We start from the raw sequence: 25,629 nt of genomic DNA, 5'->3' as shown, positions 1-25,629 counted from the left end.
CCCACCATTCGTGATGTTTCGACAGCCAGCTCAGAGCTGCGCAACTCATGGGACGACGACCTCGTGCCCGCAGCGGCGGGCTTCCTCAGCGGTTGCCGCCCAACGAATTGACGTGCACCTCGACGATGTCGATAAATTCGGGCAGCTCCAGCAGGAACTCGGGGTCGCGCGCCAGGGGCGCTACGCGCAGCGGATCGCCGCGCGTGGCGTGCATCGCCTGCATCTCATCGATCGAGCGCCAGAACGACACGGTGCGGAACTCCGCCACGTTGCCGTTCAGCTTGCGGAAATACTGCACGCCGAGGCAGTCGGGCTTCTTCGCGATCTCGGCGATGCCGTGCTCGACGCTGTAGCGCAGGTATTCGTCCGCCCGCGCGATGGGGGTGCGGCCCTCCCAGATGCGCCCGATCAGCGGGGTGGACAGGAGCTTGCATTCGACGGCCATGGGGTCTCCTTTCGATGTGCCGGTGAACATCGTTGGAAAGCTCGGCCGTTTGCAGTGGTCCGTGCGTAGGAGCCGGCCAACGCCGGCTGCAAGCGAAGCCCGGCGTCAGGCTTCGAAGGCAGGCAGCAGGGCGCGGGAAAGGTCGGAAACCAGCGCTTCGCGCTGCGGCGAAGGGCGCCAGAAGCTGCGCGTCGCAATGCCGGTCGATTCCCACTCGGGGTGGTTGCGCGCGGGTTGCGCGCCGCGCACTGCGGCGGCTGCGGCGCGCGTGGGTGCATCGCCGTCTTCAGGCGTCTCGGTGGCGATGCGTTGCGTTGCCGCATGGCCACGCTGCTCCAGCGCCTGCGTGAGCTTGAGCTGCCAGGCGACCAGGGTGAAGAGCACACCGTCTTCTACGGTGACCTCGTGCACGTCGCGCAACTTGTTGGCGAGCTTGCGGCCGAGCGGGCCCCAGCCTTGCGACACGGCGCCGCCGATGGCGCCGCCCAATGCCGCGCCCGCACCGAGCGAGAGGCCCGCCACGGCGAGGTCGGCCACCACGCCCACGGCGGCGCCGATGACAGCGCCCTTGCCGAGGCGCAGGCCCGCGTCCTTCATCGCTTCGGGGCTGAAGAAGTCGAGCGTCCAGCGGCCCTCGATGGCCTGCAGCGGCGCTTCGTCGGCATCGCCCTGGCGAAAACCGTAGAGCGCGAGCAGGTCGTCGGTGCAGCGCTGGGCCTTGTCGAACACGGTCTTGCGAAGGGCCGCGACGAGCGCTTCGCGCCGCGCCGTGTCGGCGAACTCGGTGGCCGACACGGTGCGACGGATCGCGGCCGCATCGACCAGCAGCGCAGCGATGCGCGTGCAGGCGGAGCGGCGGCGCTCGGCGGCTTCGGTGTCGAGGAAATCGGCTACGCCGCGCAACTGGTCGCGGCGGTCGCGCAGCAGCGTGGCGAGGTCGTTGTAGAGGTCGCGCTCGGCACCGACGAAAGGCGCGGCGGCATCGAAACGCACCTGCACATGCAGGCCGTAGGCCGAGAGCAGTTCTTTCCACGCCGGTTCGCGGCTGGCCGCATCACGCACGAAGTTCAGCACCGGCAACACGGGCCGCGCGCAGGAATTGAGCAGCTCGATCTCGTCGCGGAACTTCGGCAGCACCGGCTCGCGCACGTCGATGACCAGAAAGGCCGCGTCGATGTCGAGCATGGTGCGCAGCACCTTGGCCTCCTGCTCGAACACGCCGTGGGCTTCGGGACCCTGCAGGAACTGGCGGATGCGTTCGGGCGGCGTGGCTCCTGCATCGAAGCCCGCGAGGTGCTCGCGCAGGGCCACCGCGTCTTCGAGGCCGGGCGTGTCGAAGAAGCGCACCGCCGCCTCGCCGTTCACATCGAGGTCGACCGATTCGACATGGCGCGTGGTGCCGGGGCGCTGCGACACCTCGCCGAAGCTGATGCGCCGCGTGAGCGTGCGCAGCAGCGAGGTCTTGCCCGCGTTGGTGTGGCCGACGACGGCGATGCGGATGGCTTCTTGCGTCATGGGGCGCTGAGTCCTTGCAAGGCGGCGTCGAGACTGTCGCTGGCGGTGATGCGTTCGAGACCCGTGTCGCGCAGCCAGTCGATCCAACGGCCGGCCGCACCTGCGCCGTTTGCGTCCGCCAGCCAGAGCCGGCATTCGCCGCAATGCGCGAGCACTTCGCGCAAAAACCGTTCGGTGCCGCGGTCTGGGCTCGATGCGGCGTGGCACACCAGCAGCACGGCGCGCGGCCGGGCTTGCGCGAGTTGGTCGAGCAGCATGCGGCGGGCGGGGGCGCTGCCATCGATGCGCAGCACCTGCGCGGCGTCAGCGGGCAGTGCGGTAGGCGGCCACGGCATGTCGGGCGGCAGTTCGAAGCCGATGATGAAGAGCGCGTTCTGTAGTTCGGAAGGCGCCAGCCGGGCGGGCGCGGCGCCGCGCGTGCGCCCCGGATCGGCATCGACGATGGCGGCCGGCGCCAGCGCGGCGAAGCGCGCGAGCAGCTTGCGGTAGTACGGCTCGCTCCAGTCGGGCTGCAACGCCTTGCGGCGGCTGCGCCAGACAGCGGCGCTCAGCAGCACCAGCGCGAGGCGCGGCAGCAAGCCGTAGACCACGATGCAGCCGGTCAGCCACATCGCCCAGGTGCGCTGGCCCGCGGCACCCGGCTCGGCCGAGAGAACCGTGGTCGCATCGGGCACCGGAAAACCGAGCTGCGAAGGCGCCCAGCCGAGCATCTGTACCGCGCGGACGAAGAAGGCCGGATCGAGGATCGTCGTCTCCCAGCTCAGCGTGTAGCTGCGAAAGGCCAGCGCGAACAGCATTGCGGCCAGCACCACCGCGAACGACAGCGACCAGATGCCATGGCTCACGAGCCCGAAGGCCCACGGCAGCAGCCGGGCGCGAGTCAGCAGCCCCGTGGTGGCGCGCAGCAGCAGCGGCGCTTGTCCGCGCTTGCCGCCCGCCACGCGCGCGGTGAGCGAGAGCCAGAGCCAGAGCCAGCCGAGCGAGGCGGTGCCGAACGATCCCGCCGGCAGCCACAGGCCGACGAGCCAGATCAGCAGCGTGAGCGCATGCAGGCCCAGCAAGCTCACGAGCGCGACGATCACGTTGATGTGGCGCTCGCCACCGCCGACCACGTTGCCCGCGAGGCCCAGCCCCGCGACGACGATCAGCGCCACGAGCCCGAGCAGCACCCAGGGCGCCCAATGGCGGGCGCGTGCCATTTCAGATGGAAGTCCGATGCGTTCGCCCAGGTGCAGGGCGCGTTCCGTGATGCGGGCGTGGCCGTCGCTTGCACGCGAGGCAGCGATGCGCAGGGCCTGCGCGTCGTCGAGCGGACCGGTCTCTTCGGTCCATCGGATCGCCTCGGTGATCACCGCATCAGGAAAGGCAGGTTCGCGCAATGCGGTGTTGGTCAACAGGGGCCCTTTGCTGGTCACGCCCTGCGGAGTGCCGGGGCGCGGGAATTATGCCCGCCGCCCTGTGAGCGCCCATGAGAAACGGGGCCGCATGCGGCCCCGTTCTCCACGGGTTGTCAGGTCGAAAAAGCGCGGTGCGTTCTCAGCGCAAGCCGAAGAACGACAGCACGGCAACAACGACCACGACCAGACCGACGATGTAGATGATGGAATTCACGCGAGGGCTCCTCGTTGATTGGGATGAATCAAGGATGGGACTTCGGCGCGATGGGTGATGTCGGCGAGGGGCGGCCTGTCCTGTAGGACTCGCAAAGCGCGCCGCTGACGACAAATCCCCGCTTTGCGCGGCTTTGTCAGCGCGTGCGGGCAGATGTGACCATTGTTTGCAATGCGCCATCCGCATCCACGCAAGACTCTGGCCCTTCCAGAAAGGCCCAGCCATGCGACCTGCCGAGCAGTCTTCTCCCTTCACCGGCTCTCATCCCGCACACCCCGGGGCCCGTTCGCTCCGGCCGGCCGATGCCCCGGCAACGCACCCCAATGCGCAATTGCTCCCCACGCTGTTCGACCGCCTGCGCGACGAGGCCCCGAGCCGCGCGAGCGAGCTGCCTTCCGAGTACGCGGTAACGCCTGCGCAGATGCGCGACATCGTGCAGCGCGACCTGGCCTATCTGCTCAACACCACCAACGCCGAAGACCTGATCGACCGCACCCGGCATGCCGAAGCGGCGTCCTCGACCATCAACTTCGGCGTGCCGCCGCTCGCGGGCAGCTACCTGTCGGAGCGCCGGTGGGCGGACATCGAACGCATCATCCGCCGCGCCATCCAGGACTACGAGCCGCGCCTGATTCCCGAGACGGTGACGGTCGTGCCGCTCATGAAGGAGGGCGGCGCGGCGGGTGAATACAACGTGCTGCTGTTCGAGATTCGGGCGCTGATTCACCTTCGGCCTTATCCGCTGGCCTTCACCGTGCAGAGCGCGGTCGATCTGGAGACCAACCGCATGCGCGTGATCTCTTCGGCGCGGTGAGCCCTCATCACCACGCCACATCACCACCAACAACTTCATTCAGGGAAATCACACCACCATGGACCCTCAACTGCTCGACTACTACAACAAGGAACTGGTCTACATGCGCGAGGCCGCTAGCGAGTTCGCTGCCTCACACCCCAAGATCGCGAAGCGCCTGGGCATGCACGGCATCGAGGTGGCCGACCCGTATGTGGAACGGCTGATCGAGTCGTTCAGCTTTCTCTCGGCGCGCATGCAGATCAAGCTGGACGCGGAGTTCCCGCGCTTCACGCAGCGGCTGCTCGAAGTGCTGTACCCCAACTACCTGAGCCCCACGCCGTCGATGGCGGTGGCACAACTGCACCCGAGCGTGAAGGAGGGCGACTTCACGCGCGGCTTCGTGGTGCCGCGCGGCACGGCCTTTCATGCGCGCGTGCCGGCGGGCGAGGAAACGCCGTGCGAGTTCCGCTCCAGCCAGGACGTGACGCTGTGGCCCATCGAGATCGTCGATGCCAAGCTCACCGGCGCGCCGCCCGACATCCCCGCGCTGGAGCGCTACCTGCCGCCGCATGTGCAGGTGACGGGCGCGCTGCGTTTGCGTCTGCGCACAGTGGGCGAGATGGGCTTCGGCGCGCTGGTCGGACTCGACCGCCTTCCGATTTACCTGCGTGGCAACGAGCACGTGGCCTCGCATCTGTTCGAGCTGCTGCACACCTCGGCGGTCGCCACCTTCGTCGGCGAACCGGGCAAGCTGATGGAGCGGCCGCACGTGGTGACCGAAGGGGCGCTGGTGCACGAAGGACTGGCGCCGGGGCAGGGGCTGCTGCCGCTCGCGTGGAACACCTTTCACGGCCACAACCTGCTGCACGAATACTTCGCGTGCCCCGAGCGCTTCTACTTCTTCACGCTGACCCAACTGGCGCCGGGGCTTGCGCGGGCGCAAGGCAAGGAGGTCGAAATTCTCGTGCTGCTGAGCAAGCCGCCGGGGCCGCTGGGTGCCCTGGTCGACGCCGGGCAGTTCGCGCTCTTCAGCACGCCGGTCGTCAACCTCTTCGAGCGGCGCACCGACCGCGTCGAGCTCAACGCGGCGCAGCCTGAGTTCCACCTGGTGCCCGACCGCTCGCGGCCGCTCGATTTCGAGGTCTATTCGGTCCAGCGCATCGCAGGGCAGCAGGCGCAGACCACGGCCGAACTGGAATTCCGCCCGCTCTACCAGACGCTCAATGAAGACGAAGGCAACCACGGCCGCTACTTCTCGGTGCGCCGCGAACAGCGGCTTGCCTCCGACACATCGCGCAAGTACGGCACGCGCACGCCCTACATCGGCACCGAGGTGTTTCTGTCGCTGGTCGACCAGCACGAGGCGCCGTATCCGGAGAGCCTTCGCTACCTGTCGGTGAAGGCGATGCTCACGAACCGCGACCTGCCGTGCCTGGTGCCGCGCAACGGGCATTCGGATCTCGCGGTGTCCGATTCGATCCCGGTGTCTGCGGTGGGCCTGATCCGCCCGCCGAGCATTCCGAAGTCGCCTTTCGCGCAGCGCGAAATTGCATGGCGGCTGATTCGCCAATTGGGCTTCAACCACCTGCCGCTGGCCGACATGCCGCACCGCGAAGGCGCGCAGGCGCTGCGCGACATGCTGCGGCTGTTCGTGTCGGCCGACAGCGACGTGCTGCGCCGGCAGATCGACAGCCTCGTGGGCTCGCGCATCGAGCCGGTGACGCGGCGCCTGCCGGGCTCGGGGCCGTTGATCTACGGGCGCGGCGTGCAGTGCACGCTGAGCGTGGATGAAGAAGGCTTCTCAGGCACGAGCCCGTATCTGCTGGGGCTGGTGCTGGAGCATTACCTCGCGCGGCATGTGAGCATCAACGTGTTCACGCAGACGACGCTCGAGTCGATGCAGCGCGGAACGGTGGCCAAGTGGCCTGTGCGCATGGGTGGGCGCGGGATCGTCTGAGGGCTGGTCAGCGTTTCTTGACAGGCCCCAACGCCTGCTCGACCAGCCAGCGCATGGCGGCGCGAACCTCTTTGGCGTCCGCGCCTGCGTCGATCTCCAGCGCCGCGCGGTCGAAGGCGGCCGACAGCAACTGCGACAGCGCGTCGACCGAGACCTCGCCGCGCCCCATGCCGGCGCGCTTCAGCCCCTCGCGCAGCGACTGCGCGGCGTTGGCATCGTCGATCGCCATGGCCTCGGCCATGCCCAGCACAGCCGGGCCGTCGACCAGCAAGAGCCGTGTGCGACCCGGCACGGTCATGGCGTTCAGGTAAGCCTCGCTGCCCTGGATCAGCGCCTCGCGCGGGCCCAGTTGCTCGGGGGCGGCGGCTTCGATGTCGGCGGCGACCGCCATCGCCTCGCGCGCCAGCACCTGCCGGAACAGGTCGCGCTTGTCCGCGAAGTGGTGGTACAGCGCGCCGCGCGTGATGCCCGCGGCCGATGCGATTTCGGGGGTGGAGGTGTCGCCGTAGCCCTTGCTGACGAAGAGCGCGCGGGCGGCTTCGATCAGTGCGAGCTGGGTGCTTTCGGTGCGTTCGCGGTTGGTGGCCATGGAAGGTAATTTACATACAGGCTGTCTGTAGGTTAGCATTTAACGTACGTACAGTCTGTATGTTTTATGAAAGGACCTGTCCCATGCTTCCCATGAAAGTCACGAGCTACTACCCCGTCGTCATGACCGGGGACGTGGCCGGCACCGCCGCCTTCTACCGATCGCACTTCGGTTTCGTGCCGCTCTTCACCAGCGACTGGTACGTTCATTTGCAACTGGAAGGCGAGCCCTCGGTGAACCTCGCCGTGCTCGACGGCCACCACGAGACCATTCCCGCGCCGGCGCGCGGCCAGGTGGTGGGCGGGCTGCTGCTGAACTTCGAGGTGGACGACCCCGACGCTGTACACGACCGGCTGAAGGCGGCAGGTCTGCCGATCCTTCTGCCGCTGCGCGACGAGGCCTTCGGCCAGCGGCACTTCATCACGCGCGATCCGAACGGGGTGCTGATCGACATCATCAAGCCGATCCCGCCGAGCGGGGAGTTCGCGGCGCAGTACGAGGCCGGCGCCTTGCCGACCTGAGTGCGATCCGCGATCAGGCCCTGAGCGCCTCGTCTTCCTCGAGCGAATCGCCCAGGAACCCGCCGCTCTGGTGCGCCCACAGCCGCGCATACAAACCACCCTGCGCCATCAGCGTGCGGTGGTCGCCTTCTTCCACCACGCGGCCTTCGTCGAGCACGATCAGCCGGTCCATCGCCGCGATGGTCGAGAGCCGGTGCGCGATCGCAATCACGGTCTTGCCTTCCATCAGCGTGTAGAGGCTTTGCTGGATGGCTGCTTCCACTTCGGAGTCGAGCGCGCTGGTCGCCTCGTCGAGCAAGAGGATCGGCGCGTCCTTCAGCATCACGCGCGCGATGGCCACGCGTTGCCGCTGGCCGCCAGAGAGCTTCACGCCGCGCTCGCCCACGTGCGCCTCGTAGCCGCGCCGGCCGCTCGCATCGCCCAGCGTCTGGATGAAGTCGTGCGCCTCGGCGCGTTTGGCCGCTGCCTCGATCTGCGCATGCGCCGCATCGGGCCGGCCGTAGGCGATGTTGTCGGCCACCGAGCGGTGCATCAGCGAGGTGTCCTGCGTGACCATGCCGATGTGGCTGCGCAGCGAATCCTGCGTGACGTGCGCGATGTCCTGCCCGTCGATGAGGATGCGGCCGCTCTCCAGGTCGTGAAAGCGCAGCAGCAGGTTCACCAGCGTCGACTTGCCGGCACCCGAACGGCCGACCAGGCCGATCTTCTCGCCGGGTTTCACCGTGAGGTTCAGGCTGTCGATGACGCGGCGGCCCGCATCGGCGTAGCGGAAGCTCGCGTTCTCGAAGCGCACTTCGCCGCGCGGCACCTCGAGCACCGAGGCGTCTGCCGCATCCAGCACGGTGCGCGGGCGCGACAGCGTCTTCATGCCGTCCTGCACCGTGCCGATGTTCTCGAACAGGCTGGTCATCTCCCACATGATCCAGTGCGACATGCCCTGCAGCCGCAGTGCCATCGCGGTGGCCGCGGCCACCGCGCCTACGCCGACCGTGCCGTGCGACCAGAGCCAGAGGGCCGTGCCCGCCATGCCGGCCGTGAGGCCCATGCTCAGCGTGTGGTTGACGATTTCGAAGGCGCTCACCAGGCGCATCTGGCCGTAGCCGGTCTTCATGAATTCGCGCATCGCATCGCGCGCGAAGCCCGCTTCGCGCTGTGTGTAAGAGAACAGCTTGACCGTCGCGATGTTGGTGTAGGCGTCGGTCACGCGGCCGGTCATGAGCGCGCGCGCATCGGCCTGCGCCTTGCCGACTTTGCCCAGGCGCGGCACGAAATACGCGAGCGCGCCGATGTAGAGCGCGAGCCAGATGACGAAGGGCCACACCAGCTGCGCATCGAGCACGCCCACCAGGATGATCATGGTCGCGACATACACGCCCATGGCCACCAGCACGTCGGCCAGCACGAAGATGGTGTCGCGCACCGCGAGCGCGGTCTGCATCACCTTGGCCGTGATGCGGCCCGCGAACTCGTCCTGGTAGAAGGCCATGCTCTGGCCCAGCATCAGCCGGTGGAAGTTCCAGCGCAGGCGCATCGGCAGGTTCACCGCCAGCGTCTGGTGCTTCACGATGGTCTGCAGCGCGACCACCAAGATGCTGACCACCAGCACCGCGGCCATCCACATCAGCGCATCGCCGCGCTCGGCCCACAGCCGCGACGGCACCTGGCCGCCGAGCCAGTCGACCACGCGCCCGAGGATGGCGAACAGCGCCGCCTCGAAGATCGACATGACGGCCGTGAGCACCGCCATCGCGGCGATCTTGCCGCGCACGCCATGCGTGCAGGCCCACAGGAAGGCGAAGAAGCCTTGCGGCGGCAATGGCGGTTCGGCGGCGGGGTAGGGGTGAAGGAGTTTTTCGAAGAAGCGGAACAAGGACACGATCTCCCAGAGAGCCGTGGACTTTAGCCGCGCCGGCATGACCTTGCCCTGAAAAGGTGCGTTGGCTATCTCTTGCGCGGCTTGGTGGCGATCTGCGGCGTGGCCTTTGGTTCCAGTGCACCGAGCCGTTCGCCCAGGAAGTCGATGAAAGTACGCAGCTTGGGCGCCATGTACTGCCGGCTGGTGTACACGGCGAAGAGCGTGACGGGCTGGGCCTCGTAGTCCGGCAGCAGCCGCACGAGGCGACCCTCGGCGAGGTCGTCGTCGATGAGCCACAGCGGCATGAACGCGATGCCCATCCCCGCATGCACCGCGTGCAGCGTGAGGGTGGTGTCGTCCGAGCGCATCGCCGGCGTGAGGCGCAGCGGCAGCATCCGCCCGCCCGGCCCCTTGAGCGCGAGGTTGTCCAGGTTCACATAGCTCGGCACGATCGCGCCGAGCCGCGACAGGTCGGCCGGCAGCGCGGGGCAGCCGCCCATGCGCTTCAGGTAATCGGGCGTGCCCGCGAGGTGAAAGGGCACGCGGCACAGCGGCCGCGCGATCAACGCGGGCGAGGGCTCCTGCGTGGCGCGCAACGCGAGGTCGTAGCCGTCGGCCGCGAGATCGACCTTGCGGTTCTCCAGGTGCATGTCGACCAGCACTTCCGGAAAGCGCTCGCGGTAGTCGGCGAGCACGCGCGCGAAACGCGGCGTGGCACACCACACCGGCGCGCTTACCTTGAGCTGGCCGCGCGGCGCCTCGCTGGTCTGGCCGATGGCGGCTTCGGCTGCATCGAGCAGGTCGAGCGCGCGGCGGCTCTGCTCGTACCAGGCGGTGCCGGCCTCGGTCAGGCTCAGGTGGCGGCTGGAGCGGTGCAGGAGGCGCGCGCCGAGCGACTTCTCGAGCTGTGCCACGTGCTTGCTCGCCATGGGTGGCGACATCGCGAGCCGCCCGGCGGCGGCCGTGAAACTGCCGGCCTCGACGACCTCGCGGAACACGCGCAGGCTGGTCATGCGGTCCATCGATGGTTTCCTGTGGAGAAATGATTCGATGCATCGTAGCTGGTCGATTTCCTTGGAGGAAATGTCTACAGTCGATCCAACGCTTTGAAGGAGCATTGACTTGACCCACGGCAACACCACATCGCCCACCTCGCGCCTCCCGACGTACTTCATCTCCCACGGCGGCGGTCCGTGGCCCTGGATGAAGAAGGAGATGGGCGCCACCTACGACCAGCTCGCCGCCTCGCTCGCCAACATGCCGCGCCAGATCGGCCGCACGCCCAAGACCATCCTCATGGTGTCGGCGCACTGGGAGGCACCGGCTTTCACGGTGCAGGGCAACCCGAAGCCGCCCATGATTTACGACTACGGCGGCTTCCCGCCCCACACCTACGAAGTGCGCTACGACGCGCCCGGCTCTCCCGAGCTTGCGCAGCGGGTGCAGTCGCTCATCGCCGCGGCCGGCCTGCCGGTGCAGATCGACCCCGAGCGCGGCTACGACCACGGCATGTTCTCGCCGATGGCCGCGATCTATCCGAAGGCCGACGTGCCGGTGGTGCAGCTGTCCCTGCGGCGCGGGCTCGATCCGGCCGAACACCTCGCGCTGGGCCGCGCGCTCGCACCACTGCGCGACGAAGACGTGCTGATCGTCGGCAGCGGCTTGAGCTATCACAACCTGCGCAACTTCGGCCCGCAGGCGCATGGCGTGTCGAAGGCCTTCGACGACTGGCTCGATGCGGCGGTGGTGAAGGGCGCGCCGGCCGAACGCGCCGCGCATCTGCAGAACTGGGAAGCGGCACCCGCCGCGCGCATGGCGCATCCGCGCGAGGAGCACCTGATTCCGCTGATGGTCGCGGTCGGAGCGGCCGAGGGCGACGCCGGCGAGCGCGTGTATCACGAGGACGCCTTCATGGGCGGGCTCGTGGTGTCGAGCTATCGCTTCGGCGCGGTCTGAGGGAACGCGAGAACTCGCGTCGCCCGGGCGAGAAGGATTGCCGGGGAAATCAAGGCCGGGGCTCGTGGCGCCCGGCTCCCTCGGCATCGACCAGCCCGACGCGGGTCTGCTTCCCCCAGGTGCCGCGGCCGGTCAGGAAGGTCCACCAGCCCCACGCGGCGCCGGTGTGCCGCAGGATCTGGAAGGTGAAGGGCTCCACCAGCGCGGCCAGGAGGGCCTGGGCCATGTGGGCTTCGCCGGGACGGCCGATCCAGCGCCGGTACAGGTGCACCGACCACAAGTGGAAGGCCAGATCGAGCACGATCTTCGCGCCGATCACTCCCGCCACCGGCGCGAGCACGCCGAAGTCGCCGCGCACCAGGTACACCAGCAAGAGCCCGAAGGCGGCCAGCCCGTAGAGCGGCTGCAGCGTATCGACGGCTTTGACCGGCAGCATCAGCGTGCCCAGCCAGCCGTAGCGCCGGTCGCCCACCATCGCGCGGTACCAGTACTGCGTTTGCAAAAAGCCGCCGAACCAGCGGCGGCGCTGCCGCAGGAACGCCCCGGTGCTGCTCGGCGCATCGGTGTGGGCCTGCGCGTCGCCGAGCACGCGCACCGTCCATGCAAGGCCGTGCGCCTGGGCATGGCGGTGCAGCCGGTGGATGAGTTCGTAGTCTTCGACCAGGCAGTCGGTGTCGAAGCCGCCCACCGCGCGCACCGCGTCGAGCCGGAAGCCGGCGAAGGCGCCCGAGATCAAGAGCAGCCCGTTGACCCGCATCCACGCATAGCGCGAGAGAAAGTTGCGGATGTACTCGTAGGTCTGGAACCACTGGAAGCAGCGCCCGGCCAGCGTGCGGCTGCACACGGGCGTGATGACGCCGGTGGCGGCCACCAGGTTCGGCTCGGCGGCGAATGCGCGGCGCACCGCGCCGATGGCCCCCTTGTCGAGCAGCGTGTCGCCGTCCACGGTGAGCACGGTGTCGGTGTCGATGCACAGCATGGCCGCATTGAGCGCCACCGCCTTGCCGCCATGGGGCAAGCGCAGCCAGTAAAGGCCCGGGTGCAGGGTGCTCGCCTCGCTCAGCCCGCCCGGCGCGGGCGCCGCGAGGCCGTAGCGTGTGGCGAGCAGCTCGCCAGTGGCGTCGGTGGAGCCGTCGTCCGCGATCACGATGCGGTCGGGCCGGTCGTCCTGCCCGAGCAGCGCGGCGAGCGTGACCGGCAGCACCGCGGCCTCATTGTGCGAGGCGACGATCACGCCCAGCGTGGTGCGGCGCGCGTCGCCTCCGGTGGCTTCGGCAGCGGCGGGCGGCCGCAGCGACTGCAGGATGGGCAAGGTCTTCCAGCCCACGAACAGCAGCAGCACGGTGTCGTACAGCACATAGGCCACGCCCACCGACCAGGCCCGCACGTTGCCGATGCGAAACGCCATCGCGAACAGCAGTGCCCAGAGCACTAGCACGCCGCCATGGATCAGCCAGCTTCGCAGCGGCGTGGCGGGCGGGGAAAGCCGCGGCGATGCGGCCTCGAAGGCGCGTTGGAGTGAATCGTTCAAGACAAAGCCGGGAAAACTGACGAGGCCGAGCGTGGTCGGCGGCGAACCGGATACGCAAGAACCCGACCAGTGGTTTCAAGGAGACGGGAAGGTCCAGCGCAATGCCGGGACAATCGGGCGTGCCGAAGACTGAGTGCGCCCAGCCCCGAAAATTCCCCGCATGCCCAAACAAGAAAACCGCTACACCCGCACCGCCATCGTGCTGCACTGGGCGATCGCGCTGCTCATGGCGCTGAACATCGCGCTGATCCTGCTGGTGAATTACTACCCCGACGAGTGGGTGCGCCCGGCCATCGACACCCACAAGTCGACTGGCATCACGGTGCTGGGGCTGGTGATCCTGCGACTCCTGTGGCGTGCGACGCACCGGCCGCCGGCCATGCCCGGCTCCTACGGGCGCATCGAGCGCTTCGGCGCGCATGCCGCGCACGGCGTGCTCTACCTCTTGATGATCCTGCTGCCGCTGTCGGGCTGGATGCACGATTCGGCCTGGAAAGACGCGGCCACGCACCCCATGCAGCTCTTCGGCCTCTTCGAATGGCCGCGCATCGGATGGATCTCGGGCATCGAGCCGGTACTGAAGGAAACCTGGCACACGGTGCTGGGCGGCGTGCACACCTGGGCCGGCTACGTGTTCTATGTGCTTTTCGCCCTGCATGTGCTGGGCGCGCTGAAGCACCAGTTCTTCGACGGCGAAGCCGAACTCCAGCGGATGCTCCCATGACCGATACCCAGACCCCCGCCGAGCGCATTGCAAGCATCGACGCACTCTCCACCCATCACGACCCCGTGCACGAAGGCATACGCGTGCGGTGGCGGCGCTTCGGCACCGACACGACGAAACCGCCCATTGTTCTGCTGCACGGCGGCCACGGCAGCTGGATGCACTGGCTGCGCAATGCCGAAGCGCTCTCGGCCGAACGCACGCTGCTCCTGCCCGACATGCCGGGCTTCCATGACTCCGATGCGCTGCCGCGCGTGGCGCCCGGCGAAGACTCGTTGTTGCCCTTGCTGAACGCACTCGGCGGCACGCTCGATGCGCTCATCGGCGCGGGCACGCCCATCGACCTGGGCGGCTTCTCTTTCGGCGGCCTCACCGCCGCGCGCTTTGCGGTGCAACGCGGCGCGGTGCGCAAGCTCGCGCTGCTGGGCAGCGGCGGCCACGGCACGCTGCGCCGCATGACGGCGCAGATGATCAACTGGCGCGCCGCGCCCGACCGCGAGGCCGAGCGCGCCGCGCTCTTGCACAACCTCGGCGCGCTGATGCTGCACGACACCGCGGCCATCGATCCGCTGGCCTTCGAGATCCACGACATCTCCTGCCACGGCACGCGCTTTCGCAGCAAGGAGGTGTCGCAAGCCGGCGGCCTTCGCAAGGCGCTCGACACGCTGGGCCTGCCGACGCTGCTGCTCTGGGGCGAGTACGACGTCACGGCCGATCCGCGTCCGCTGGTCGCGCAGCTCGCGAGCGAAGGACCGAATCGCGAAGGCGTGGTCATCGACGGCGCGGGGCACTGGGTGCAGTACGAGCGCGCCGCCGAGACCAACGCGCGGCTCTTGAAGTTCTTCGGCCGAACGTCGCCGCGGCTCGTTACTGCTTCGTGAGACCGAGCTTGCGGATGGTCTCGGCCCACTGGTCGTAAGTTGTGCGCGTCAAGTCGGCCAGCTGCTGCGGGGTCGACGATTCAGCTTCGTACGCACCCTGGCGGAAGAAGTCGCGCGTGGCCGGCATCGCCAGCACCTGCGCTAAGGCGGCGTTGAGCTTGGCGACCACCGGCGCCGGCATGCGCGCCGGTCCGTAGAAGCCGAGCCAGCTCGCCATGTCGACGCCACTCACGCCTTGCTCGGTCATCGTGGGCACGTCGGGGAGCATCGCGCTTCGCTTGGGCGCCGCCACCGCCAGCATGCGCACCTTGCCGGTGGCCGTGTTCTGGATGGCGTTGGGCGCCGCGTCGAAGTAGTACTGCACGCGGCCCGCGAGAAAGTCCTTCGCCGCATCGGCGCCGCCCTTGTAGGGCACGTGCACGACGTCGAGGCCGGCCTGCCGCGCAAAGGCTTCGCCGTAGATGTGCGACGAGGTGCCGGTGCCGAAAGAGGCGTAGCTCATCTTCCCCGGGTTGGCCTTGATGTACGCGACGAGCTCCTGCACGTTGCGCGCCGGCACACTCGTGTGCACCGTCAGCACCAGCGGGCCGCGCGCGCCGAGCGAGATGGGCGTCAGGTCCTTGACCGGGTCGTAGCGCACCTGCGCCAGCGTCTGCGGGTTCTGCGCGACCACGGAAGAGGGCGCGTACATGAAGGTGTAGCCGTCGGGCACCGCGCGGATCACTTCCTCGGTCGCGAGGATGAAGCTCGCGCCCGGCCGGTTCTCCACGATGACGGGCGTCTGCAGCACCTCGCCGAGCTTGTTGGCGACGAAACGCGCCTGCGCATCGGAGGCACCGCCCGCCGCGAGTCCGAGCACGATGCGGATGCTGCGGCCCTTTTCCGGAAAGGCCGCGGGCGAGGCTGCGAATGAAGGCAGCGGCAGGGCGGCCGCGCCCAGAGCGAGCCACGTGGTCACGCGGCGTCGGGTGATGAAAGACGAAGGGCTCATTGCTTGGCCAAACCTACCTGCTGCACCATCGCGCCCCAGCGGTCGTAGGTCGAACGCGTGATGCCGGCGAATTCTTCCGGCGTCGTCGCGCCCGCTTCGTAGCCGCCCGTGCGATAGAACTCGCGCACCTGTGGCATCGCCAGCACCTGCGTGAGCGCGGCGTTGAGCTTGGCGACCACCGGCGCCGGCATGTGCGCCGGCCCGTAGAAGCCGAGCCAACTCGGCAGGTCCAGGCCCGTGATGCCCTGCTCGGCGAAGGTGGGCACGTCGGGCAGCGCCGAGATGCGCGCGTTCGACGCGATCGCCAGGATCTTCACCTTGCCCGAGGCCGAGGTGATGACGGCCGAGGAGGCCGAGTCGAACATGTACTGCACGCGGCCGCCGATCAGGTCTTTCGCCGCGTCCGAGCCGCCCTTGTAGGGGATGTGCACCGCGTCGACGCCGGTCTTCTTCACGAAGGCTTCGCCGTAGATGTGCGAGGAGGTGCCCGCGCCGAACGAGGCGTAGCTCACCTTGCCGGGATTCGCCTTCACGTAGGCCACGAGTTCCTTCACGTTGTTGGCGGGCACCGTGGTGCTGACCGACAGCACCAGCGGCCCGCGCCCGCCCATCGAGATGGCGGTGAAGTCCTTGAACGGGTTGTAGGGCACCTGCGCGAAGGTGTGCGGGTTCTGCGCCATCGTGGAAGAGGGCGCGTAGAGCAGCGTGTAGCCGTCGGGCAGCGCGCGCGACACCTCGTTGGCCGCGAGCATGGTGCTCGCGCCGGGGCGGTTGTCCACGATCACGCTGGTGCCCAGCACCTCGCCGAGCTTCTGCGCCACGATGCGCGCCTGCGCGTCGGTGCCGCCGCCGGCGGTGAAGCCCACGACGATGCGGATCGGTTTGCTGCGCGAGGGAAAGTCCTGCGCCATGGCCAGCGGCGCCAGGCCCAGCAGGGCCGCGGCGCTGAGGGCCGCGCCGAATGCACGGCGGCTGCCGTTGTGTTTCTTCATCGATGTCTCCGTTGGAATGTTCTTCTTATATTGATTTAGAAAATCATAAAAATCCAGATTAACTAGGGAATACCCCGAACAAACGGCGTTTCTGGTCTTTTGTGTTTGACAAAATGAACATTGAAATCAAAATACGACGAAACAGCCCATCCAAGATATTCATCCATGAAAACTGTCGTCCGCACCGACGAGCGCATCCTGTCCTCCGACATCTTCGACCGCGACAGCCGCGTCAAGCGCCCTGACCACGGCAGCTGGGCCGAGCCCGGCAAGAACATTCCGGTCTATCACCGCTGCGGCGTGCTGGTGGTCGGCGGCGGGCCTTCGGGCACCGCGGCCGCGGCAGCGGCGGCCCGCGCGGGCGCCGACGTGGCGCTGCTCGAGCGCTACAACCACCTGGGTGGCTTGTCGACCGGCGGCCTCGTGATCTGGATCGACCGCATGACCGACTGGGAAGGCAAGCTGGTGATCCGCGGCTTCGCCGAAGAACTGTTCGATCGCCTGCCCGCCGACGCCATCGCCGGCCCGCAGCGCGAAGACTGGGGCTCGCAGGACACAGCCAAGGCCGCGCACTGGTCGCAGCGCACGGCCGCGTATCACGGCGTCGTCACCTGGTCGCCCACCATCGACCCCGAGCGCCTGAAGCTGCTCTCGCAAGAGATCGTGCTGGAGCGCAAGGTCAAGCTCATCTACCACTCGTGGGCCGCCATTCCGATCGTGCAGGACGGCGCCGTGAAGGGCGTGGTCTTCGAGAGCAAGGAAGGCCGTATGGCCATCATGGCCGACGTGGTGGTCGACGCCACCGGCGACGGCGACCTGTTCGCCCGCGCCGGCGCCGCCTACGTGAACGACATCGAAGAGGCCGATGTGCATCACTGCATGAACACCTCCTGGCTCTTCGGCGGCGTGGACATGAACCGCTGGATCGAATTCAAGGCCGGCCAGCCCGAGGCGTTCACCGCCTTCATGGCGCGCGGGCGCGAGGTGTGCGGGCTGTTCGAGCGCCCCTTCGTCTCGTGGCGCAACGACGTGGCGCTCTTCATGGGGCCGCGCCAGTCGGGCTATTCGGCGCTCGACGTGGACGACCTCACGGCCGTGGAAGTGCGTTCGCACCGCGCCATGGCCGCGCACCTGGATTACTTCAAGGCGCATGCGCCCGGCTTCGAGGACGCCTACTTGATGCTGAGCGCGCCGCAGATCGGCGTGCGCCATGCGCGGCGCCTCTCGGGCGTGGGTGCGGTGCTGCGCAGCCAGTGGCCCGACGGCGTGGCGCTCGCGGACGAGATCGGCGTGTCGCCCGCGGTGTCGCCGAAATTCCCGAACATCTCCATTCCTTATGGCGCGCTGGTGCCGCAGCAGCTCGACGGCCTGCTGGCCTGCGGGCGCCACATCTCGTGCGACCGCAATTCGCACGGCTTCATGCGCGAGATTCCGCAGTGCTGGATCACCGGACAGGCGGCGGGCGTGGCGGCCGCGCTGGCGTCGCGCGGCGGCATCGCGCCGCGCTTCATCGATGTCGGCGCGCTGCAGTCCGAATTGCTGGCGCAGGGCGTGTACCTGCGTGCCGGCGGCGAAGCAGCCGGGCAGGGCGCGGCATCCGTCGCGGCCGAGGCCAGCGTTTGATCCCTTCGCCATGAACCCGGCCGATCCGCTTTCGCAAGCCTCTACATTGCACAGTCTTGCAAAGCGTTCAAAGGGTCCCTCCATGTCCAACGACAAAAACGACAGCTCTCTTTCCTCCGCCGATGCGACCGCAGATGCGCGCGGCGAGCGCTCCGACACCGTGAGCGCGCTGGAGCGCGGCATCTCGGTGCTGCGCTGCTTCAGCGAAGAGCGTCCGGTGCTCGGCCACGCCGACGTGGCGCGCATCACCGGCATTCCGCGCCCCACGGTCAACCGGCTGGTCGCGACGCTGCTGTCGCTGGGCATGCTCAAGCCCGCGCAGGCGCCCGACCGCTTCATGCTCGGGCCGGGCGTGGTGTCGCTCTCGCGCGTGTTCCTCGGCAGCCTCGATGTGCGCGCCGCCGCCCGTCCCAGCATGCAGGCGATGGCCGAGGAGGTGGGCGCGTCCGTCTACCTCGCGGTGCGCGACGGCATGGAAATGGTGCTGATCGAAGCCTGCCGGCCGCGCTCGTCGATGCTGTCTGCGCGGCTCGATGTGGGTTCGCGTGCACCGCTGCCGAACTCGGCGCTCGGCCGCGCGTACCTTTCGGCGCTGCCCGACGTGCAGCGCAACCAACTGGTCGATTCGATGCGCCTCCTGCGCGGCCCCGAATGGGACGGCATTGCCGCGCCCATGACGCGCGCCATCGGCGAGGCCCGGCGGCTCGGCTACTGCCTCTCGCTCGGCGAATTCCACCGCGAGATCAACTCGGTGTCGGTGCCGCTCATCGGCCCCGACGGCGAGGTGATGGCGCTCAACGGCGGCGGCGCCGCCTTCGTGTTCACCGAAGACAGATTGCGCAACGAACTCGCACCGCGCCTGCACGACATCGCGCTCACCATCGCGCGCGACATCGGCGGGCACGTGCCCACGCCCTTGCCGGGTTAGCAACCCGGCCGGGGTTCATTCCCCACGACGACAGAAGAACGGAGACACAGGTCATGCACCTGAGCAACGAAGAAAAAGCCATGTACGACGGCCGCGACGGACCGGCCGTGCAGAAGGCGATGGACCTCCTGATGCGCTACGGCGAAGCCCTCGGCGCCGAGCGACTGGTCGAGACGCGCAACGTCTGCGCCACCATCACCTCGACCACGCCCTTCCAGCGCGACTTCGCGCTCGCCAAGGGCGGCGGCATGGACGCGGTGTTCTCCGAATTCAGCCTCGACAGCCAGGAGACGGTCGAGATCCCCAAGTTCAAGGTCTTCACCAGCCACCTGCAGTTGGGCTTCGACCCCGGCCAGCCCGAGCGCATGGGCGTGAGCGAGGAGATCGTGCAGTTCTACAACCGCAGCGAGCGCCATGCGGCTGGCCTGGGCGCGCAGATCATGAACACCTGCACGCCCTACCAGGTCGGCAACATCCCGACGCGCGGCGAGCACTGCGCATGGATGGAATCGTCGGCGGTGGTGTATTGCAATTCGGTGCTCGGCGCGCGCACCAACACCGAAGGCCGCGAGAGCACGGGCGCGGCGATGCTCACCGGGCGCATTCCGTACTGGGGCTATCACCTCGACGAGAACCGCCGCGCGACCCATGTGGTCGAGCTCGACATCGAAGTCGAGTCGGTGCAGGACTGGGGCCTGCTCGGCTACTACATCGGCGAGCACGTGCAGGAGCGCGTGCCGGTGGTGCACAGCAAGCGCGGCATCGGCCGTGTGCCGAACCTGCCGCGGCTCAAGCACTTCGGCGCGGCCGCGTCGTCCTCGGGCGGCGTGGAGATGTATCACATTGCCGGCGTCACGCCCGAGGCGCTGACGCTGGAACAGGCGCTCGGCGGCAGGGCGCCCGTCGAGGTGCTGCGCTACGGCGAGGCCGAGCGCCGCGCCACCTACGAGAAGATCAACGTCACCGGCAAGGACGCGGAAGTGCAGTACGTGATGCTGGGCTGCCCGCACTACACCATCGAGCAGATCTGGGAGGCCGCGCAGCTCATTGAGGGACGCAAGGTCCACCCCGATTGCGAGCTGTGGATCTTCACGCCGCGCGCCATCAAGTCGCTGGCCGACCGCAACGGCTACACCAAGATCATCGAAGACGCGGGCGGCATCCTCATGACCGACAGCTGCTCGGCGATGAGCCGCGCCGTGCCCAAGGGCACGAAGACGGTGGCGCTCGATTCCGCCAAGCAGGCGCACTACCTGCCCGCGATCCTCGGCGTGCAGGCGTGGTTCGGCAGCACGGCCGAGTGCATCGATGCGGCCTGCACCGGCCGCTGGAACGGAGGCTACGCATGAGCGATGCAGTCATGACTGAAGCAAACACCATCGTCATCCGCGGCCGCAAGGTCGTGGGAGGTGTTGCGGAGGGCGAGGCGCTGGTCACGCGCGACCGCATCTCGGGCTGGGGCGGCATCGATCCGCGCACCGGCACCGTCATCGAAACGCGGCACGAACTGCGCGGCCAGAGCTTTGCGGGCAAGGTGCTGGTGTTCCCGGGTGCCAAGGGCTCGTCGGGCTGGTCGGCGATGTTCCACATGACGCGGCTCATGAACTCGGCGCCCGCCGCGTTCCTCTTCAACGAGATGACGACCAAGATGGCGCTGGGCGCCGTGGTCACGCACTCGCCCTCGATGACCGACTTCGAGCGCGACCCGCTCGCCTGCATCGAGACCGGCGACTGGGTGCGTGTGGACGCCGACCGCGGCGTGATCGAGATCACCAAGAAGAACAACAGAACCGGAGACCGCTCATGACCCGCCCATTGCGCAGCAACTTCCCGCGCGGCTCCTACCTCTGGTCGGTGCGCAACGCGCACTGGCGCGCACTCGGCATTCCGGAAGAGGATTGCGAGAAGCCCAAGATCGCCATCGTCAACAGCTCCTCGGAACTGGCCGCGTGCTTCAGCCACCTGGACAAGGTGGCGGCGGAAATCAAGACCGCGATCCGCGCGGCGGGCGGCGTGCCGTTCGAGATCCGCACCGCGGCGCCCAGCGACTTCATCACCGGCGCGGGCGCACGCGGCGCCTACATGCTGGGCGCGCGCGACCTCGTGACCAATGACATCGAGGTGGCCGTCGAAGGCGCGCAGCTCGACGGCATGGTCTGCCTCACCTCCTGCGACAAGACGGTGCCGGGGCAACTCATGGCGGCGGCGCGGCTCAACATTCCGGCGCTGCTCGTGCCCTGCGGCTACCAGCCGAGCGGCGAGTACCGCGGCAAGCACATGGACATCGAGGAGGTGTTCATCGGCGCGATGCACGCCGTGACGGGCAACCTGCCGGTCGAAGAACTCGTGGGCATGAGCCGCGAGGCGATCCGCGGGCCGGGCGTGTGCTCGGGCCTGGGCACGGCGAACTCGATGCACATCGTCTGCGAGGCGCTCGGCATGGCCTTGCCCGGCAGCGCACCGGTGGCCGCGCTGAGCCCGAAGATGATGGCCGACGTGCGCGCGGCCGGCACGCGCATCGTGCAGATGGTGCTGGACGACCTGAAGCCGCGCGACATCCTCTCGCCCGGCGCCTTTGCCAACGCGGTGCGCGCGGTGCTGTCCATCGGCGGTTCGCTCAACACGGCCAAGCACCTGCAGGCAGTGGCGACCGAAGGCGAGTGCGGCGTCGATGTGTACGGCCTTTTCGAAAGCCTCGGCCCCACGACGCCGGTGCTGGCCGGCGTGCGGCCCATCGGCGAGCATTCGATCGAGGCCTTCGAAGCGGCGGGCGGTTGCCGTGCGCTGATGAAGCAACTCGCGCCGCTGCTCGACACGGGCGCGCTCACGGTCACGGGCGGCACCGTCGCGGACAACCTGCGCGATGCCGAAGTGATGGACGCCGAAGTGATCCGCCCCATCGACCGCCCGGTCGCGCCGCTGCCGGCCATCGTGCTGCTGCGCGGCAACCTCGCGCCCGAGTCGGGCCTCATCAAGACCGGCATCGCCGAGCGCAAGGTGCGACGCTTCACCGGCCCGGCCGTGTGCTTCTGGACTTCCGATGCGGCCATCGCCGCGCTGAAGAACCACGAGATCGTTCCCGGCCAGGTGGTCGTGATGCGCGGCGCCGGTGCGTGCGGCGGACCGGCCATGGGCGGCGGCGCGTCGCGCGTGGTCTTCGCGGTCGATGGCGCGGGCCTGGGCGACCAGGTCGCGCTGCTGACCGACGGGCATCTGTCGGGCCTGGTCTGCAAGGGGCTCGTGGTGGCCGAGGTTTCGCCGGAAGCCGCGCTGGGCGGGCCGCTCGGCCTGGTGCGCGATGGCGACGTGATCACCATCGACCTGGACGCGCGCCGCCTCGACATCGTATTGACCGATGAAGAGCTTGCCGCCCGCCGCGCCGACTGGCAGGCGCCGCCGCCGGCCTTCGACACCGGCTGGCTGCAGCAGTACCGGCGCAACGTGAGTCCGCTGTCCAAGGGGGCCGTGCTCGTGCGCACCGAGCGCCCGCTGCCCGCCAGCTAGACCTTTTTCACCCCCGGCTTCGCCAACCGGTGCGCACCCCCGTGCGCACCCGGTGGCGCAGCCCTGCGCGCGACCCAAGTTTTCAACCAAGAAAAGAGCAGGAGACAAGAAACCATGAAGAGACTTTTGATGTGTTCGGCCATCGGCCTCGCCAGCAGCGGCGCGGCGCAGGCGCAATCCAGCGTCACGCTGTTCGGCGTGATGGACCTGGGCGTGCAGTACACGAAAGGCGAGGGCGGCGGTTCGGTCAAGGCGCTGTCGAACGGCGGGCTCTCGACCAGCCGCATCGGCTTTCGCGGATCCGAGGATTTGGGCGGGGGCCTGCGCGCAGGGTTCTGGCTCGAAGGCAGCCTGAACCCCGACCTGGGCACGGGCAGGCCGAGCAACACCAACAACCAGACGAGCGGCGCGGGCGCGGCGGGGCCGATCAGCTTCGACCGCATGTCCTTCGTGAGCCTCTCGCACGATTCGCTGGGCGAAGTGCGGCTGGGCCACGACTTCATTCCCACGCACTACAACAGCATCTACTTCGACCCCTTCAACGCCAACGGCGTGGCGCGCGCGGGCAACCTCACCTTCGCGGGCGCGGGCACCGGGCCGCTGCCCACGGCCATCACCGGCAGCAACACGGTGAGCTACTGGCTGCCGGCCAAGCTGGGCGGCTTCTACGGCATGGCGATGATCGGTACGGGAGAGAACGACTCCATCGCGCCGAACCGCGACGACGGCAACTTCGGCGGCGCACGCTTCGGTTTCGCCTCGGGTGCGTTCGACATCGCGGCGGCCGTGACGCGCTCGCACTTCAACGCCACCTCCACCATCGGCAACTACACGCACGCCAACATCGGCGGCACCTGGGACGCGGGCTTTGCGAAGTTCTTCGCGCTCTACAACAAGGTGACGGTCAAGCTCGCGGCCGGCACGGTGCGCAAGAACACCGCCGAGATCGGCGCGCACATCCCGGCCTTCGAGGTCGGCCGCATCCGCGTGAGTTACGCGTACCTGGACGACCGCAGCGACGAGAGCCTGCGCAACGCCAACGGCATGCCGCGCAACCGCGACGACGCGCGCCAGTTCGGCATCGGCTATGTGCACAACCTCTCCAAGCGCACCGCGCTCTACGGCACCTACGCGCGGCTGATGAACAGCGGGCAGGCGCGCTACGTGGTGAGCGGCGGCGTCGCGCCCGCGGGCGGCAAGCGCTCTTCGGGGTGGGAGTTCGGTGTGCGGCACCTCTTCTGATCTCTTTTGAAAGGAGCCTTTCATGCGACGCAGAGACCTGGCCCTTGCGGCCGTTGCCGCCCTCACAACGACGGTGCTGCCCGGCACGGCGGCCTGGGGCGCCGATGCCTATCCGAACAAACCGCTGCGGCTGATCGTCGGCTTCGCGCCCGGCGGCGGCGCCGATTCGCTCACGCGGATCATCGCGGAGGGCTTGTCCAAGCAGCTCGGCCAGCAGGTGATCGTGGAGAACCGCCCGGGCGCCGACGGCGTGCTCGCGGCGCAGGCCACCTCATCGGCCAAGCCCGACGGCTACACGCTGCTGATGGGCACCAACACCGCGATGGTGGCGGCGCCCACACTGCGGCCGACCTCGCCCTACGACCCGTTCAAGGCCTTCACGCCGATCAGCTCGGCGGGACAGTTTTCGATGTTCCTCGTGGTGCCGTCGAGCCTGCCCGCCAAAAGCGTGAACGAGCTGCTTGCGATGGTGGCGGCCAAGCCCGGCGCCTACAACTCCGCATCGAGCAACAGCGCTTCTGAGTTGGCAATGCTGCAGCTGCTGGGTGACCGCAAGGTGGTCAACGCGCGCTACAAGGGCGACATGCAGGCCATGACAGACCTGCTGGGTGGGCAGATCCACATGATGTTCACCACCGGCACGCTGGCGCCGGGCTTCGTGAAGGAGGGGCGCATCCGCGCGCTGGTCACGCTGCTGCCGCAGCGCAGCGGTTTGCTGCCCGATGTGCCGACGGGCGGTGAGCTGGGGCTGGGCAAGCTCACGATCACGCCATGGGCCGGCTTCTTCGGGCCGCCGGGGCTGCCGCAGGCGATCACCGACAGGCTCTCGCAGGAACTGCAGAACACGCTCAAGCGGCCCGACGTGCATGCGCAGCTGGTGCAGCAGGGTTTCGAGGGCTACGGCATGAGCCCGGCGAAGTTCACCGAGTTCTTCCGCACGCAGTACGACGCCTTCGGCGCGACGGTGCGGGAGCACAACGTCAAGTTCGAATAGCGGCGGCTTCGCGGCGCCAGAAGGCCGCATCGGGGAAGCTGCCCGCGCCGGCCGCGGCGTTGTCGGCCATGTGCTCGGCGCGGCTCGTGCCGGGGATCGTGCAGGTCACGGCCGGATGGCTCAGCACGAACTTCAGCAGCACCTGCGCCCAGCTCGTGCAGCCGATCTCGCCGGCCCAGGCGGGCAGCGGCTTGTCGCGCAGACGGCGCAGCAAGCCGCCGCCGCCGAAGGGCATGTTGACGATCACCGCCACGCCGCGCTCGGCCGCGAGCGGCAGCAGGCGCTCTTCGGCCTCGCGCGCGTCGAGCGAATAGTTGATCTGCAGGAAGTCGAGCTTCTCGGCGCGCAGCACGGCCTCGACCTCGTCGTAGGCCGAGGCGGTGTAGTGCGTGATGCCGATGTAGCGCACGCGGCCTTGCTCCTTCCAGCCGCGCAGGGTGGCGAGGTGGGTGCGCCAGTCGACGAGGTTGTGCACCTGCATCAGGTCGATCTGTTTGGTGCGCAGCCGCGCGAACGATTGCTCCATCTGCGCAATGCCGGCCTCGCGGCCCGAGGTCCAGACCTTGGTGGCGAGGAAGGGCTTGGTGCGTGGCTTGGCGGCAGCCAGAAGTTCGCCGGTCGTTTCCTCGGAGCGGCCGTACATCGGCGAGCTGTCGATCAGCGTGCCGCCGGCTGCGAAGAGCGCTTCGAGGACGCCGGGCAGGCGCTTGTACTCGTCGGTGCCGGGGCGCTGGTCGAAGCCGATCCAGGTGCCGCAGCCGACGACCGGCAGGGCTTCCTTCGTGGAGGGAATGGGGCGGGTGGTCATCTGCATCGCGGGCCTGCCTGGTTGCTGCTGGGCGAAGGAGGGGAGCGCGGCGCCCGCGCACAGGGCCGCACTCAGGCGAAGCAGTCGGGCGCGCGTGAGCGCGGGAAGCTGGGGTGCGTTCGTGCGAGGCGTCACGAACGAAATTCTGCGCCCGACAGGCGTTGGA

At 68.4% G+C, this 25,629-nt stretch carries 23 protein-coding genes; 13 read left to right on the top strand and 10 right to left on the bottom strand.

The features are described 5' to 3' along the window. Positions 1-85 precede the first annotated feature (85 nt). The 3 genes from QFZ83_RS16550 to QFZ83_RS16540 all read right to left on the bottom strand — a co-directional run bounded on the left by QFZ83_RS16550 (position 86) and on the right by QFZ83_RS16540 (position 3,354). Positions 86-445 (bottom strand): hypothetical protein, encoded by a 360-nt coding sequence (locus QFZ83_RS16550; protein WP_307508154.1) that lies wholly within the window; start codon positions 443-445, stop codon positions 86-88. A 105-nt stretch (positions 446-550) separates the two neighbouring features. After that, on the bottom strand, positions 551-1,960 hold the full coding sequence (locus QFZ83_RS16545; protein ID WP_307508153.1) for a GTPase/DUF3482 domain-containing protein: 1,410 nt from the start codon (positions 1,958-1,960) through the stop codon (positions 551-553). After that, entirely contained in the window at positions 1,957-3,354 is a 1,398-nt protein-coding gene (locus QFZ83_RS16540; protein ID WP_307508151.1) for a DUF2868 domain-containing protein, read from the bottom strand. Before QFZ83_RS16540 ends, QFZ83_RS16545 begins: the two co-directional genes overlap by 4 nt. A gap of 440 nt (positions 3,355-3,794) precedes the next feature. Between QFZ83_RS16540 and tssE the strand changes: the two genes are divergently transcribed. Together tssE and tssF are read left to right on the top strand one after the other, a co-directional pair. Then, positions 3,795-4,385, top strand: coding sequence for a type VI secretion system baseplate subunit TssE (gene tssE, locus QFZ83_RS16535; RefSeq protein ID WP_307508149.1), 591 nt, complete (start codon positions 3,795-3,797; stop codon positions 4,383-4,385). 58 nt (positions 4,386-4,443) lie between these two features. Further along, complete coding sequence (gene tssF / locus QFZ83_RS16530) at positions 4,444-6,324, top strand: type VI secretion system baseplate subunit TssF (RefSeq protein WP_307508147.1); 1,881 nt, start codon at positions 4,444-4,446, stop codon at positions 6,322-6,324. A gap of 7 nt (positions 6,325-6,331) precedes the next feature. On the opposite strand, the gene QFZ83_RS16525 is transcribed toward tssF, so the two are convergent. Next, entirely contained in the window at positions 6,332-6,913 is a 582-nt protein-coding gene (locus QFZ83_RS16525) for a TetR/AcrR family transcriptional regulator (RefSeq protein WP_307508145.1), read from the bottom strand. 92 nt (positions 6,914-7,005) lie between these two features. On the opposite strand from QFZ83_RS16525, the gene QFZ83_RS16520 reads away from it, so the two are divergent. Continuing rightward, positions 7,006-7,434: a VOC family protein gene (locus tag QFZ83_RS16520; protein WP_307512734.1), complete on the top strand. Its 429-nt coding sequence runs from the start codon at positions 7,006-7,008 to the stop codon at positions 7,432-7,434. Between the two features lie 13 nt (positions 7,435-7,447). On the opposite strand, the gene QFZ83_RS16515 is transcribed toward QFZ83_RS16520, so the two are convergent. After that, positions 7,448-9,304, bottom strand: a complete 1,857-nt coding sequence (locus QFZ83_RS16515; protein WP_307508143.1) for an ABC transporter ATP-binding protein — start codon at positions 9,302-9,304, stop codon at positions 7,448-7,450. 71 nt (positions 9,305-9,375) lie between these two features. After that, positions 9,376-10,311 carry a LysR family transcriptional regulator gene (locus QFZ83_RS16510; RefSeq protein ID WP_307508141.1) on the bottom strand — a complete coding sequence of 312 codons (936 nt, stop codon included), beginning with the start codon at positions 10,309-10,311 and terminating at the stop codon, positions 9,376-9,378. A 100-nt stretch (positions 10,312-10,411) separates the two neighbouring features. On the opposite strand from QFZ83_RS16510, the gene QFZ83_RS16505 reads away from it, so the two are divergent. Beyond that, the gene (locus QFZ83_RS16505; protein ID WP_307508140.1) at positions 10,412-11,245 is read left to right on the top strand and encodes a class III extradiol ring-cleavage dioxygenase; all 834 of its coding nucleotides are present in this window, start codon (positions 10,412-10,414) and stop codon (positions 11,243-11,245) included. A 49-nt stretch (positions 11,246-11,294) separates the two neighbouring features. On the opposite strand, the gene QFZ83_RS16500 is transcribed toward QFZ83_RS16505, so the two are convergent. Continuing rightward, entirely contained in the window at positions 11,295-12,776 is a 1,482-nt protein-coding gene (locus QFZ83_RS16500) for a glycosyltransferase (RefSeq protein ID WP_307508138.1), read from the bottom strand. Between the two features lie 160 nt (positions 12,777-12,936). Between QFZ83_RS16500 and QFZ83_RS16495 the strand changes: the two genes are divergently transcribed. Continuing rightward, a complete protein-coding gene (locus QFZ83_RS16495) occupies positions 12,937-13,500 on the top strand; it encodes a cytochrome b (RefSeq protein WP_306877139.1) in 564 nt (187 codons plus the stop codon). Next, the gene (locus QFZ83_RS16490) at positions 13,497-14,381 is read left to right on the top strand and encodes an alpha/beta fold hydrolase (RefSeq protein WP_307508136.1); all 885 of its coding nucleotides are present in this window, start codon (positions 13,497-13,499) and stop codon (positions 14,379-14,381) included. The genes QFZ83_RS16495 and QFZ83_RS16490 overlap by 4 nt, the downstream gene beginning before the upstream one ends. Here QFZ83_RS16490 and QFZ83_RS16485 read toward each other — a convergent pair. Then, the gene (locus QFZ83_RS16485; RefSeq protein WP_307508134.1) at positions 14,368-15,372 is read right to left on the bottom strand and encodes a tripartite tricarboxylate transporter substrate binding protein; all 1,005 of its coding nucleotides are present in this window, start codon (positions 15,370-15,372) and stop codon (positions 14,368-14,370) included. The two genes, QFZ83_RS16490 and QFZ83_RS16485, sit on opposite strands and share 14 nt — an antisense overlap. Then, positions 15,369-16,364, bottom strand: a complete 996-nt coding sequence (locus QFZ83_RS16480) for a tripartite tricarboxylate transporter substrate binding protein (protein ID WP_307508132.1) — start codon at positions 16,362-16,364, stop codon at positions 15,369-15,371. The genes QFZ83_RS16485 and QFZ83_RS16480 overlap by 4 nt, the downstream gene beginning before the upstream one ends. Before the next feature lie 165 nt (positions 16,365-16,529). Between QFZ83_RS16480 and QFZ83_RS16475 the strand changes: the two genes are divergently transcribed. The 7 genes from QFZ83_RS16475 (at position 16,530) to QFZ83_RS16445 (ending at position 24,655) form a co-directional block, all read left to right on the top strand. Then, positions 16,530-17,987 (top strand): FAD-dependent oxidoreductase, encoded by a 1,458-nt coding sequence (locus QFZ83_RS16475; protein WP_306877133.1) that lies wholly within the window; start codon positions 16,530-16,532, stop codon positions 17,985-17,987. 82 nt (positions 17,988-18,069) lie between these two features. Beyond that, positions 18,070-18,915 (top strand): IclR family transcriptional regulator, encoded by an 846-nt coding sequence (locus QFZ83_RS16470; protein WP_307508130.1) that lies wholly within the window; start codon positions 18,070-18,072, stop codon positions 18,913-18,915. Between the two features lie 53 nt (positions 18,916-18,968). Next, positions 18,969-20,264, top strand: coding sequence for an aconitase X catalytic domain-containing protein (locus QFZ83_RS16465; RefSeq protein ID WP_307508128.1), 1,296 nt, complete (start codon positions 18,969-18,971; stop codon positions 20,262-20,264). Beyond that, a complete protein-coding gene (locus tag QFZ83_RS16460) occupies positions 20,261-20,722 on the top strand; it encodes an aconitase X swivel domain-containing protein (RefSeq protein ID WP_307508127.1) in 462 nt (153 codons plus the stop codon). The genes QFZ83_RS16465 and QFZ83_RS16460 overlap by 4 nt, the downstream gene beginning before the upstream one ends. After that, complete coding sequence (locus QFZ83_RS16455; protein WP_307508125.1) at positions 20,719-22,419, top strand: dihydroxy-acid dehydratase; 1,701 nt, start codon at positions 20,719-20,721, stop codon at positions 22,417-22,419. Before QFZ83_RS16460 ends, QFZ83_RS16455 begins: the two co-directional genes overlap by 4 nt. A 114-nt stretch (positions 22,420-22,533) precedes the next feature. Continuing rightward, the gene (locus tag QFZ83_RS16450) at positions 22,534-23,661 is read left to right on the top strand and encodes a porin (RefSeq protein WP_307508123.1); all 1,128 of its coding nucleotides are present in this window, start codon (positions 22,534-22,536) and stop codon (positions 23,659-23,661) included. 22 nt (positions 23,662-23,683) lie between these two features. Beyond that, positions 23,684-24,655: a tripartite tricarboxylate transporter substrate binding protein gene (locus QFZ83_RS16445; RefSeq protein WP_307508121.1), complete on the top strand. Its 972-nt coding sequence runs from the start codon at positions 23,684-23,686 to the stop codon at positions 24,653-24,655. Here QFZ83_RS16445 and QFZ83_RS16440 read toward each other — a convergent pair. Then, positions 24,642-25,469, bottom strand: a complete 828-nt coding sequence (locus tag QFZ83_RS16440) for an aldo/keto reductase (RefSeq protein WP_307508119.1) — start codon at positions 25,467-25,469, stop codon at positions 24,642-24,644. The genes QFZ83_RS16445 and QFZ83_RS16440 overlap by 14 nt on opposite strands. Positions 25,470-25,629: the final 160 nt, after the last annotated feature.

This window comes from Variovorax sp. W1I1 (assembly GCF_030815625.1).
Lineage (GTDB): Bacteria > Pseudomonadota > Gammaproteobacteria > Burkholderiales > Burkholderiaceae_C > Variovorax > Variovorax paradoxus_C.
The sequence above is the reverse complement of the archived record's forward strand: the minus strand, read 5'-3'. Positions and strand labels throughout refer to the sequence as shown.